The sequence below is a fragment of the Streptomyces sp. NPDC014734 genome (genome assembly GCF_043083325.1).
In the GTDB taxonomy this organism is placed as follows: domain Bacteria; phylum Actinomycetota; class Actinomycetes; order Streptomycetales; family Streptomycetaceae; genus Streptomyces.
On the sequence record NZ_JBIBYN010000002.1, the window covers coordinates 586,542 to 598,036 of the forward strand.

The window sequence follows — 11,495 nt, forward strand, 5'->3', positions numbered from 1 at the left end:
CCGGACACGAGTGTGCCCGGGCGGTGCATGACCGGCCGGGCACACGTCGGTACCGATGCGATGAGTCAGTCGCTGATCTCGATCCTGCCCTCGGGGGCAGGACCGGGCTCCGGTGCGGGAGCGGGAGCGGTCTTGCCGCCCTTGAGGTTCTTCAGCAGCGCGGCGAGGTCGACCCCCGTGGCGGAGTTGAGGAGTTCCATGCCCTGGGCGACGTTGTCGGTGACCGTGCGCGACAACTGGCTCGCGCCGTCCGTGGAGATCACGGTCATCTTGTCGATGGCGCTCAGCGGCTCCGACGCCTTGGCGACGACGTTCGGCAGGACCTCCACCAGCATCTGGAGCACGGCCGCGTCGCCGTACCGGTCGAAGGCGTCCGCCTTCTTCTGCATGGCCTCGGCCTCGGCCGCACCCCGTGCCGCGATGGCCGCGGCCTCCGCCTCGCCCTCGATGCGCACGGCGTCGGCGAGGGCCGAACGGTGCAGCTTCTCGCCCTGACCGGTCAGCCGCGCGCGCTCGGCGTCCGCCTCGGCCTCCTTGACCTGGGCGATACGGCGGGCCTCCGCCTCCTGCTCGGCCTGGTAGCGGGCGGCGTCGGCGGGCTTGCGGACCTGGGTGTCGAGCTGGCGGTCGGTCAGCGCGGCCTGCCGCGCCGCCACCTTCTCCTGCTCGGCGAGGATGTCCTGCTGGCGGGCGGCGTCGGCGAGCGGGCCCGCCGCGTTGGCCTGGGCGGCGGCCTCGTCCGTCTGCGCCTTGATCTCGGCCTGCTTCAGGTAGAGGGTCCGCTGCGCGACCGCGATCTCCTCCTCCGCCTTGAGCCGGGCCTGCTCGGCCGCACGCCGGGCGACCGCCTCGGCGATGTCCGCCTCCTGCTTGGCGCGCGCGGCCTCCGGGCGACCGAGGTCCTCCAGGTACGAGCCCTCGGTGGTGATGTCCTGGATCTGGAAGGCGTCCAGGATCAGGCCCTGGCCGGAGAGGCTGGCCTCGGCCTCCTCGGCGACCTGGCTGGCGAACGCCGCCCGGTCGCGGATGATGTCCTCGACCGACATCCGGCCGACGATGGCGCGCAGCGCGCCGGAGAGCACTTCCTGGGTGAAGCGGACGATGCCGTCCTGCTGCTGGAGGAAGCGCTGGGCCGCGGCACGGATCGTCTCCTCGCTGCCGCCCACCTTGACGATCGCGACGCCGTCGAGGTTGGACTTCACACCGCGCAGGGTCACGGCGCCGCGCACGGCCACCGGAATGTGCCGGCTGGACAGGTCCAGGGTGAACTTCTGCTGGACGAACGGGACCACGAAGACCCCGCCGCCGACGACGACCTTCTGGCCGCTGTTGTCGATGCTGGTGCGGCCGGTCACCGGGTCCGTCGACTTCTTGCCTCGGCGTCCGGTGATGATGAACGCCTCGCTGGGCCCGGCGACCTTGTAGCGGGTGATGACGGCGAGAGCGAGGAACACCAGGAGTACGACGACTCCGATGATCGAGATCACGACTGGGCTCATGGACATGTCCCCCCTGCCCTCCCCGAGGGGGACGGCAGTTCGAGTCGGGCGGTACGCGCGGTCCGGTGCGGTCCGGTGCGGCGCACCACGGGTATATCGGTCGGGCGGTACGGCACGGCGCACCGCGGGTGTGTGGGTCGGCGGTCAGCGCTCGACGGGGCGGACCGTGACCGAGGTGGTCGACAGCGCGGCCTCCACCCAGATCTCGGCGCCGCGTTCGACCGGCACCGGACTCTTCGCGGCCAACTTCACCGGCTGGCCCCCGAGACGCAGCAGGACCTCGCCGTAGCCGTTGGCCGGGATGGCCGTGACGACCGAGCCGGACGTGCCGACCAGGTCGTCGCCGCGTGGTGTGGAGTCGGTCTGGTCCCGCATCAGGACTTTGCTGAACTTCCAGGTCAGCCCTGCCGCGACGATTCCGGCCAGGCCGCCGGCGACGATCGCGGCGACCGTGCCGAGCCCGGTGGTGCCGAGCACGATCGCACCTCCGAAGCCGAGCATCGAGAGGAATCCGGCGATGACCGGGAGGGACAGCAGGCCGTCGAAGAATCCGCCCAGGGCGCCCCCGAAGAGACCTTCGAGTAAGCCGTCGAAGATCAGGGACAGGACGAGCAGGACGATTCCCGCGATACCGAGACCGAGAAACAAGGTCACGCGATCACCCTTCCCGATCCCCGAAATCCCCCGAACATGTTTCCCCCGAACATTTCCGTCGAGTTGGCTGGATGATCCCATACGCGAACGGCTGCGCACACTGCCGGGATCCGGAAATCTTTCCTGCCTCCTTGATGCCGGATCATTGCCGGACGGGCCGGGTGGTCGCCGGGCGGGCGGTCCGCGCACGGGAGCCCGTCCGTACCCTTCTTCACGCCTGCGCGCGGGCTTCGGTTGCGGTCGAGGTCGCGTCCGTCGTTCCGGCTCGGATCGTGGCCGTCGTGGCCGTCGTGGCCGTCGTTCCGGCTCCGGTCGCGTCCGTGATCGGGTTCGGGTCGGGTTCGGGTTCGGGTCGTGTCCGTGGTCGGGCGGGTGCGGGGAGTGGTTCACGGGCCGCGACCGTCCACACCCTGTGGACGACGGTGGGTCGCGCGCCGGACAATGCGGGCGGGACCGTCCGGCGCGCACCGCCGCTCCCGGCGCGGCACGCTCGTCACGATCCGGTCTCCGCGCCGGGCGTCAGGCAGGAGAGACCTATGACAGAACGACGGCCGTCGCCGTCCGCGGCCGTGCTCCTGCTGCACGGCGGACGCGAGACCGGACTGGGGCCACCCCCGCCCGGCCCGCTGAACCTTCCCGCCCTGCGCATGCGGCCGTTCGCCCGGGCCGTCGCCGGGGCGCCGGACGAGGGAGCCGGGGACGACGTCCTGGTCCGCTCCGTCCGCTACTCCCATCGTGGCTGGAACGGTCCGCGAGAGGACCCGTTCCACGACGCGATGGACGCCCTCGACGCCCTGCGACGCGAGGCCGGGGAGGTTCCGGTGGTCCTGCTCGGTCACTCGATGGGCGCCCGTGCCGCCCTGCGCGCCGCCGGACACCCGCTGGTGCGCGGCGTGGTGGGCCTCGCTCCCTGGTGCCCGGCGGACGACCCCGTCGCCCAGCTCGCCGACCGTGACGTGATCCTGATCCACAGCACCCGCGACCGGATCACGAGCCCCAGGGAATCCCAGTCCTTCACCGGCCGCGCCCGCCGCGCCGGAGCCCGCGCCTGTCTGGTCGCGATCCGCGGCAGCGACCACGCGATGCTGCGCCGTGCCGGGGCCTGGCACACGCTGACGGCCCGGATCGTCGCCGGGCTGCTGGGCGCGGGCCCGCTGCCCGTGGAGATCGCGGCGGCGTTCCGGCTTCCGCAGGCCGCCACGGCGACGCAGGGCACACTCGACTTCGACCGTCTCGATCCCGCGCACACCCCGTCCCCGGCCGCCCCGGCGTCTTCGTCCCCGGCCTCCGCGCATGATCCGGCCGGGAGGTGAGGCAACGGGTGCCGTATCCCGTGAGCGCGGGCGTTCCGTGGTGCAGAGGTGCCGGAACGGGCGCACCCTGGTAGGGAGGTGATCGAGATGACGCGTACAGCTGTCGGTTGGCATGTGGATCTCGAATTCGAGGAGGACACCCACCGCACCCGTGCCGCGGCCCTGGTGAGACTGCCGGACGGCAACGAGGTGAGGGCCCACGGATACGCGAGCCGCCATCCCTCCGACAAGGATCAGCCGAGAGTCGGCGAGGAGATCGCGGGAGCCAGAGCGCTCAACGAACTGGCGATGAAGATGCTGACGAAGGCACACGACGAGATCGACGACGCGTCCGGCCGGACGTCGCACCCGCTGGCCTGAGAGCCGGTCGGGTGGCCTCCGCCCGGTCGGAGGTCACCCGACAGGCCATGGGGCAGCGCGACGGGGTCCGGGGACGTCAGCCCAGTTCCAGGCTGGTGATGCCGAACAGCCCGCCGTGGTCGATGTCCGGCGAGGGACCGGTGTACATGCGGGCTGTCTCGAACGACGGGGTGAGGCCGAGTCGTTCGACGAGACGCACGGCCGCCGGGTTGACGTCGGGTACGTCGACCGCCACGGGCGTGCCCGGATCCGCGGCGGCGAGGGCACCGATCAGGGCGCCCGCCACCTCCGGCGACTCCGCGTACACGGGGCCGATCCGCGATGCCGTGCGGCAGGGACGGCGCACGGCGAGGCCCCGCAGTTCCCCGTCGCGGACGGCGGCGAGCGGGACGTGGGCCGGGCCGGCGACCCACGGGGCGAGGAAGCTGTCGCGGTCCGCGGGGAAGAAGCGGCGGTCGTAGGCGGCGAGCCGGTCGAACGGGATGGCGCGGGCGTCGACGAGGACGGTGCCGGGCGGGGCGGCCGGGGCATCGGCGGGATGCCCCTGGTAACGCATGTTGGTCCAGACGGAACGGAACCCGGATTTACGGTAGTTGTGCTGCTGGGCGACCACGCCGTCGAGTCCGACGTTGCGCCCCCGGAGCCGTGCCATGCCCGCCTGCCAGGTTCGGAGGCCGTAGCCGCGGCCACGCAGTTCGGGCCGGGTGAGATAGAAGCCGAGGAACCCGAAGCCGGGTTCGTAGCGGACCACGGAGACGCAGGAGACCGGAGTGCCGTCGAGCCGGCCGACGAGGAAGCCGCGCGGGTCGGCGGCGAAGAAGGCATGACGGTCGGCCAGTCCGGGGTTCCAGCTCTCCTCGTGGGCCCATTCGGCCAGCATCGTGAGGTCGTGGGCGCTTGCGGTGGTGATCTCGAAGTTCGGCACGGGGCACCTGTACCCCGTCGGTGATCGGCTCAACGGCGCATTTTCCGTCACCGTACGTCGTCACCCCGGCGGGTGAGTGCTCGGGAAGGTTTCCGTTTCCGGCCGTGGTGCGAGCGCTCGCGTACCGCTCACGGGGTGCGTGCCGCCCACCGTGCGTGTGCCGTCCACCATGTGCGTGCTGTTCATTGTCCGCGTACTGCTCACCGTGCGGGTGCCGGTTCACCGCCCGCCCGCGACCCGCAGGACCGTTCCGGTCACGTAGGACGCCTCGTCGGACAGAAGCCAGGCGATGGCGGCAGCGATCTCCGGCGCCGCACCCGGGCGGCCGAGCGGGATTCCGGCGGCGGCGGTGTGTGCCCGGTTCGGGTCGCCCGCGGTGGCGTGCATGTCGGTGTCGATCATCCCCGGAGCGACAGCGTTGACCCGGACGCCGTCCGGTCCCAGCTCCTTGGACAGCCCGACCGTCAGGGCGTCCGCCGCCGCCTTCGTGGCCGCGTAGTGGACGAAGTCCCCCGGGCTGCCGAGGGTGGCGGCTGCCGAGGAGACGTTGACGATCGCGCCCGCCCCGGTGGCCGTCATGTCCTTCGCGGCCCGGCGGCAGCACAGCAGCACACCGAGCAGATTCACGTCGAGCACGCGACGCAGCGTGTCGGTGGAGGTGTCGGCGAGCCGTCCGAGAGGCCCGGTCACACCGGCGTTGTTGACCAGCCCGGTGACCGGGCCGAGCCGGTCGGCGGCGATGTCGAAGAGTCGTTCCACATCGGCTTCCACGGAGGTGTCCGCCCGCACCGTGACACAGCGCGCACCGGCGTCCCGGACCGCGGCGGCGGTTCGCTCGGCGGCCTCGGTGTCGCTGACGTAGCCCAGTGCGAGGTCGTGTCCGTCGGACGCCAGGCGGACGCAGGTCGCGGCACCGATGCCCCGGCTGCCACCGGTGACGACGGTGACGGGGCGGAGCCGCGGGGCGGGGTCGTCGATGGCCACGGGGGAACCTCTCGTTCTCGGGGTGGTCGCACGGATCGGCCCCCGGCCCGGCCAGGCCCGGTCCGTACGGTCGCGGTGGTGGCTTCGGGGGCGATGGTGGCGGTGGCGGTGGCGGTGGCGGTGGCGGTGGCGGTGCCTGTGGTGTCTGTGGTGCCTGTGGTGCCTGTGGTGTCGGTTGTGCCTGTGGTGTTGTGGTCGGTACGCGGATTGTACGGAGCGACCGCCGCCCGGGTGACGGCCGAGGCCCGGGCCCGCCGGGCGGGGCCGCCGTTGGAGTGGAGCCGGGCGCGACCGTTGGCGTGGTACGCCGTGGGGGAACGCGCGGCTGTCTAGGGTCGGCGGCTGACGGACCGCTGTCGGCGTGCCACGGGTTGAATCGCCCGACGCCGGTGACGGCTCCTCCTCAACGGCGTTCCCCTGCCATCGCCTCGCATTGCGGTGGCAGGGGGCGCCGACCGTCGGTGCCGGGCCCGGCCGTCGAACCCGAGGTACGGCAGGGGGATTGCCCCACCCCGGGATCTCGTGCCCGCCGGATGGGCCGAGGGGCCCGTCGCGGCCAGGCTTGCCGCATGACAACCCACCGCAGAACCCTCACGTTCGCCGCCCTCTCCGCCGCCGTCGCGGCCACCACCCTGACCGGGGCCGCGACCACGTCGGCCCACGCCGACAGCGCCTTACCCGCACTCGACTGGAAGCCCTGTGCCCGGGCGGACGGACCCGCCGCACAGGAGTGCGCCGAACTGCCCGTACCGCTCGACTACCGGTCCCCGGGCGGCCCGAGCATCTCGCTCGCGGTGACCCGGGTGCGCAGCGACCGCCCCTCGGCGCGGCGCGGGACGCTGCTGGTGATCGCCGGCGGCCCCGGTTCGTCCGGGGTGCAGCGGGTGACCCAGAAGGGGGAACAACTGCTGCGGGAGACGAAGGGCCGGTACGACATCGTGGGCCTCGACCCGCGCGGCGTCGGCGGCAGTCCGAAGGCGAGCTGCGGACTCGCGCCGCAGGACAGGGAGCTGGTGAACCTCCGGTCCTGGCCCGCCGCCGACGGCTCGATCACCGAGAACGTGGAGCGGTCGCGGCGGACCGCCGAGGCGTGCGCCCGCAACGGCGGGGCGCTGCTGCGCAGCCTCACCACGGCCAACGAGGTGCGGGACATCGAGCGCTTCCGGCAGGCCCTGGGCGAGGAGAAGCTGTCCGCCTGGGGAAGCTCGTACGGCACCTACGTGGGCGCGGTGTACGCCCAGAAGTACCCCGCTCGCACCGACCGTTGGGTGCTCGACAGCAGCGGCGACCCCGAGCCGTCGCGGGTCGCGCGCGGCTGGCTGGCGAACATGTCGGTGGGCGCGGACGACCGGTTCCCCGACTTCGCGCGGTGGGCCGCGGACCCGGCCAGGGAGGCGGAGGGGCTGCGACTCGCCGAACGGGCCGAGGACGTACGGCCGTGGGTGCTCGCGCTGGCCGCACGACTGGACCGCGAGCCGAAGGAGTCCACCACGCCCGGTGTGCCGCTGACCGGCAACCGGCTGCGGCAGGCGCTGCAGAACGCGCTGTACGACGACAGCTCCTTCGCCCCGTTGGCCACTCTGCTGCGGGCGGCGGGGGACGCCTCCGCGAAACCGGTCCTTCCCGCCCAGCTCGCCCAGCCGCTCCCGGACCCGGACGCCGCCGTCACGGTCGCCGTGGTCTGCAACGACGTCCGCTGGCCTGCCGCGAGCCCGGCGTACCGGCGTGCCGTGGCGCGTGCCGTGGCCGGGGACCGTGCCGCGCACCCGCTCACGGCCGGGGTGTCGCAGAACATCACTCCCTGCTCCTTCTGGAAGGACGCCCCGGCCGACCCGCCGACCAGGATCACCGACGAGGGGCCGTCCAACATCCTCATGATCCAGGGCCTGCGCGATCCGTCGACCCCGTACTCCGGGGCGCTGAAGATGCGCGCGGCCTTCGGCGACCGGGCCCGCATGGTCGCGGTCGACCACGGCGGGCACGGTGTCTACCTGGGCAACGGCAACGCCTGCGGGGACCGCGCGGTCAGCACCTTCCTGACGACGGGGGTCCGGCCGGAGCGCGACACGCTCTGCCCGAACTGACCGGTCGGCACCCGTGCGACGGCCTCCGGCGGGGGAGCGGCCCGCCCCTGCCGGAGGCAATGCCGAGCGACCCGGAGGCAATGCCGAGCGACCCGCCGCCGTTCCGGGCGGGCGACCGGGCCCTCAGTCCGTGCCGGGCGTGACGTGCCCGCCGTCCCCGGCCCGCGCCAGCAGGGCGACGACCTCCTCGTCCGAGGTCTGCGAGAAGTCGCGGTACCACTCCCCGACGGCGCTGAACAGACGCGGCACGGACAGGCACACCACCTCGTCCGCGCACCCCCGGAGCCGGGCGACCGCGTCGGCCGGGGCCACCGGAACGGCGGCGACCACACGTGCCGGGGCCCGTGCCCGGACCACCCGACAGGCGGCCTCGGCCGTGGCGCCGGTCGCGACGCCGTCGTCCACGACGATCACGGTCCGGCCCTCGACGGGTGTGGGCGCCCGGCCCGCCCGGTACGCCTGCGCACGGCGGACCAGCTCCGCCGTCTCGACCCGCTCGACCGCCGCGAGATCCTGTTTCCCGACCCGCAGATGGCTGACGACATCGTCGTTGAGGACCCGCACCCCGCCCTCGCCGATGGCGCCGAACGCCACCTCCTCGTGGTGCGGCACGCCGAGTTTGCGGACCACGATCACGTCGAGCCGGCCGCCGAGCGTCTGTGCCACCTGGAAGGCCACCGGGACCCCGCCGCGCGGCAGGCCCAGCACGACCGGGTTCTCCCGTTCCAGATGGCGCAGCGCCTCGGCCAATCGCTCGCCCGCGTCCGCGCGGTCGACGAACAGCACAGTGCCTCACCCCCGGGCGAGGGGACCGACAGGGAACCGGACGGAGGAGCGGGGACCCGCGCGGGCGCCTGCCGTACCCGCCGCGCCGCACATGTGCCGAGCCCGCCTCCCCTTCGAAACAACCCCATGCGGGCGTACTCCGCAACTCGGACGGAGCCGCCGGAGAGCGGCCCCGCGCGCCGACCGGCCCCGCGCGTCGACCGGCCCCGGGCGCCGACGCCGACCGGCCCCGGGCGTCGCACAGCACCGGCGGGGTCAGGACACCGGTGACATCCTGGGCATCTCGCCCTCGGTGGTGTCGACGTCGATCACGGAGAACGCCGCTCCCTGCGGGTCCGTCAGCGCCGCGAACCGGCCGAACGGCATGCTCATCGGGCCGAACCGCAGGACCGCGCCGCGCTCGGTCGCCCTCGCCACGGCCGCGTCGCAGTCCGCGACGGTGAAGTACACGTTCACGTGCGGCGGCACCTCCGGCGGGAAGTCGTCGCCCATCCTCATCCGCCCCAGGACCGTCCTGTCACCGAGGTTGTACACCCGGAAGTCGACGTGTTCGTCCGCCATCCGCATCATGCTGTAGGGGAAGACGGCGGAGAAGAAGGCATCGGCCCTCTCCGGCTCCCGGGTGAAGACCTCGGCCCAGCAGTACGCACCGGGCACACCCTGGGCCCCGAATCCCTCGTGGGAGTCCGCCTGCCACACGCCGAAGACGACGCCGGAGGGGTCGCGGGCCATCAGCATCGTGCCGAAGTCGCCGACCCGCATCGGGTCCATCAGCGTCTCGCCGCCGTTGTCGCGGATCTTCGCGGCGGTGGCGGCGGCGTCCGGCGAGGCGAGGTACAGGCACCAGGCCGCCGGAGTCTCCTGGCCGGGCATCGGCGGCACGACGGCGGCGACCGCCCTGCCGTCGACGTACGCCTGTGTGTAATTGCCGTACTCCTCCGCCGCCCCGCCGAACGTCCAGCCCAGCACGGCACCGTAGAAACTCTTGGCGGCCTCGGGATCGGGGAACATCGCGTCGGCCCAGCACGGCGCGCCCTCCGGTTGTACAGCCATGGCTCCGACTCCTTCGCGCTCGGCGGGCTCGTCCGGTGCGTGCGTTCGACACGCGCCCCGATGTGTCCGGTGCGTGTGTTCGACGCGCGTCCCCGATGTGTCCGTGCGTTCCGCGTGTTCGATATGCCCTGTGCGTTCGATGTGTCCGTGCGTTCCGACTCGTCCGCTGTTCCACGCTAGCCACGCGGGCCCGGTGGCGCGCGCCGGGGACACCCGCCCCCTGTCGCTCCCCAGGTCGTAAGATCCACTTCTGCCGGTGAGCGGAGCCGGCCTGCGGGGGCACCGTACGTCTGCGAGGAGACACGTCACACCATGTCCGACCAGGTCGCCGCACCTTTACGGCGTGCGATCGCCGTGCGCAGCCGCGGGATCGTGGACTCCCCGGCCTTCACCGGCGCCGTGTTCTGCCTCATCGTGACCAACGCCGCGCTGCTGGGCGTCGAGACGTACAGCGGTGCCGTGCAGCAGTGGTACGACGCGCTCAAGACGACGGAGCACGTCTTCCTCGCCGCGTTCACCGTCGAGATCCTGTTGCGGGCCGCCGCCCACGCCGACCGGCCCGGGGACTTCTTCCGTGACCCGTGGAACGTGTTCGACGTGCTCGTCGTCGTGCTCGCCTTCCTGCCGTTCGCCCGCGAGAACGCCACAGTGCTGAGACTGCTGCGGCTGGCCCGGGTGCTGCGGGCCGCCCGCTTCCTGCCCCAACTGCGCATCGTGATCGTGGCCGTGGGCAAGAGCCTGCCCGGCACGCTGAGCTTCCTGCTCGTCGGCACGCTCCTGCTCTACGTCTACGCCATGGTCGGCTGGGTGTTCTTCGCCGCGGACAACCCCGAGCACTTCGGCTCGCTCGGCCGCGCGGCACTCAGCCTCTTCCTCCTCATCACCCTCGACGGTCTCGGGGACGCGGTCCGTGCCGGGCTGGAGATCTCCCGCTGGGCGATCGTCTACTTCGCGTCGTTCGTTCTCCTCGGTTCGTTCCTGCTCGTCAATCTCCTCATCGGCGTGGTCATCAACTCGCTGGAAGAGGCACGCGAGTTGGAGAGGACACGTGATCAGCAGGAGGAGGCGGGGCAGCGACCGTCCGCGCACGGCGGCGACGCCCGGGAGGACAGCGGGAGCACCGGCACCGTCGGACCCGCCACAGCCCTCGGCGCGGTGGACATCGTGGGTGCCGTGGGTGCTGTGCGTGCTGTGCGTGCTGTGGACGCTACGGATGCCCTCGACGTCGTGGAGGCGACGGCGGTGCTGCGGGCCCAGCTCGCCGCTGCCCGAAGCGCCCTGGACGGCATCGAGGCGAACCTCGCGCGGACCGGGCACGCCTGCGCCTGCGGGGGCGTCGGCGAGGAACGACTCGTCACGGTCGCGGAACCCGCACCCGCACCCGTACCCGCGCCGTAGGGCGTGTCCGGTACGCCCCTCAGCCGTCGCCCGGCTCCGGCGGATTCACCCGCACCAGACCCGACTGGTAGGCCATGGCGACGAGTTGGGCGCGGTGCCGTGCCCCCAGCTTCGTCATCGCCCGCCCGACGTGGGTGCGCACGGTCAGCGGGCTGACATGCATCCGCTCGGCGATCTCGTCGTTCGACAGACCCTCGGCGGCCTGCGCCATGACCTCCCGCTCGCGGGCCGTCAGGGCGTCCAGGACCCCGGGCGCGGCGACCCTGCCCTCGGGCAGGGCGAGGTACCGGTTGATCAGGGCCCGGGTCGGGGGGGGGGGGGGGGGGGGGGGGGGGCCCCCCCCCCCGGGGGGGGGGGGCCGGGGGGGGGCGGGGGGGGGCGGGGGGGGGCGGGGGCCCCCCGCCCCCCCCCCCCCGCCCCCCCGGCGCGCCGACGGTGG

Annotated in this window: 9 protein-coding genes and 2 pseudogenes; 4 read left to right on the forward strand and 7 right to left on the reverse strand. The window is 73.1% G+C overall.

The window, feature by feature from the left end; all coding sequences use genetic code 11:
* Window positions 1-65: 65 nt before the first annotated feature.
* Both ACF1CT_RS06510 and ACF1CT_RS06515 read right to left on the reverse strand, forming a co-directional pair.
* Window positions 66-1,499: a flotillin family protein gene (locus ACF1CT_RS06510; protein WP_391782618.1), complete on the reverse strand. Its 1,434-nt coding sequence runs from the start codon at window positions 1,497-1,499 to the stop codon at window positions 66-68.
* 144 nt (window positions 1,500-1,643) lie between these two features.
* On the reverse strand, window positions 1,644-2,153 hold the full coding sequence (locus ACF1CT_RS06515; protein WP_391782619.1) for an NfeD family protein: 510 nt from the start codon (window positions 2,151-2,153) through the stop codon (window positions 1,644-1,646).
* Between the two features lie 536 nt (window positions 2,154-2,689).
* Between ACF1CT_RS06515 and ACF1CT_RS06520 the strand changes: the two genes are divergently transcribed.
* Both ACF1CT_RS06520 and ACF1CT_RS06525 read left to right on the forward strand, forming a co-directional pair.
* Window positions 2,690-3,466 (forward strand): serine aminopeptidase domain-containing protein, encoded by a 777-nt coding sequence (locus ACF1CT_RS06520; RefSeq protein ID WP_391782620.1) that lies wholly within the window; start codon window positions 2,690-2,692, stop codon window positions 3,464-3,466.
* Between the two features lie 87 nt (window positions 3,467-3,553).
* Entirely contained in the window at window positions 3,554-3,826 is a 273-nt protein-coding gene (locus ACF1CT_RS06525; protein WP_391782621.1) for a DUF1876 domain-containing protein, read from the forward strand.
* A gap of 76 nt (window positions 3,827-3,902) precedes the next feature.
* Here ACF1CT_RS06525 and ACF1CT_RS06530 read toward each other — a convergent pair whose 3' ends face one another.
* Window positions 3,903-4,751: a GNAT family N-acetyltransferase gene (locus ACF1CT_RS06530; RefSeq protein ID WP_391782622.1), complete on the reverse strand. Its 849-nt coding sequence runs from the start codon at window positions 4,749-4,751 to the stop codon at window positions 3,903-3,905.
* Window positions 4,752-4,970: 219 nt separating this feature from the next.
* A complete protein-coding gene (locus ACF1CT_RS06535; RefSeq protein WP_391782623.1) occupies window positions 4,971-5,735 on the reverse strand; it encodes an SDR family oxidoreductase in 765 nt (254 codons plus the stop codon).
* A 569-nt stretch (window positions 5,736-6,304) separates the two neighbouring features.
* On the opposite strand from ACF1CT_RS06535, the gene ACF1CT_RS06540 reads away from it, so the two are divergent.
* Window positions 6,305-7,819 carry an alpha/beta hydrolase gene (locus ACF1CT_RS06540; protein ID WP_391782624.1) on the forward strand — a complete coding sequence of 505 codons (1,515 nt, stop codon included), beginning with the start codon at window positions 6,305-6,307 and terminating at the stop codon, window positions 7,817-7,819.
* 159 nt (window positions 7,820-7,978) lie between these two features.
* Here ACF1CT_RS06540 and ACF1CT_RS06545 read toward each other — a convergent pair.
* Together ACF1CT_RS06545 and ACF1CT_RS06550 are read right to left on the reverse strand one after the other, a co-directional pair.
* A pseudogene (locus tag ACF1CT_RS06545) lies at window positions 7,979-8,605 on the reverse strand (phosphoribosyltransferase); the annotation flags it as partial.
* A 255-nt stretch (window positions 8,606-8,860) separates the two neighbouring features.
* Window positions 8,861-9,658: a VOC family protein gene (locus tag ACF1CT_RS06550; RefSeq protein WP_391782625.1), complete on the reverse strand. Its 798-nt coding sequence runs from the start codon at window positions 9,656-9,658 to the stop codon at window positions 8,861-8,863.
* 312 nt (window positions 9,659-9,970) lie between these two features.
* Between ACF1CT_RS06550 and ACF1CT_RS06555 the strand changes: the two genes are divergently transcribed.
* Window positions 9,971-11,056, forward strand: a complete 1,086-nt coding sequence (locus tag ACF1CT_RS06555; protein ID WP_391782626.1) for an ion transporter — start codon at window positions 9,971-9,973, stop codon at window positions 11,054-11,056.
* A 19-nt stretch (window positions 11,057-11,075) separates the two neighbouring features.
* Here the strand turns inward: ACF1CT_RS06555 and ACF1CT_RS06560 are convergent.
* Window positions 11,076-11,372, reverse strand: a pseudogene (locus ACF1CT_RS06560) (helix-turn-helix transcriptional regulator); the annotation flags it as partial.
* Window positions 11,373-11,495 lie beyond the last annotated feature (123 nt).

What these genes read in the sequence shown, in the direction of transcription:
- ACF1CT_RS06525 (WP_391782621.1), top strand. Translation starts at nt 3,554, where the DNA reads ATGACGCGTACAGCTGTCGGTTGGCATGTGGATCTCGAATTCGAGGAG.
- ACF1CT_RS06510 (WP_391782618.1), bottom strand. Translation starts at nt 1,499, where the DNA reads ATGAGCCCAGTCGTGATCTCGATCATCGGAGTCGTCGTACTCCTGGTG.
- ACF1CT_RS06520 (WP_391782620.1), top strand. Translation starts at nt 2,690, where the DNA reads ATGACAGAACGACGGCCGTCGCCGTCCGCGGCCGTGCTCCTGCTGCAC.
- ACF1CT_RS06550 (WP_391782625.1), bottom strand. Translation starts at nt 9,658, where the DNA reads ATGGCTGTACAACCGGAGGGCGCGCCGTGCTGGGCCGACGCGATGTTC.
- ACF1CT_RS06540 (WP_391782624.1), top strand. Translation starts at nt 6,305, where the DNA reads ATGACAACCCACCGCAGAACCCTCACGTTCGCCGCCCTCTCCGCCGCC.
- ACF1CT_RS06555 (WP_391782626.1), top strand. Translation starts at nt 9,971, where the DNA reads ATGTCCGACCAGGTCGCCGCACCTTTACGGCGTGCGATCGCCGTGCGC.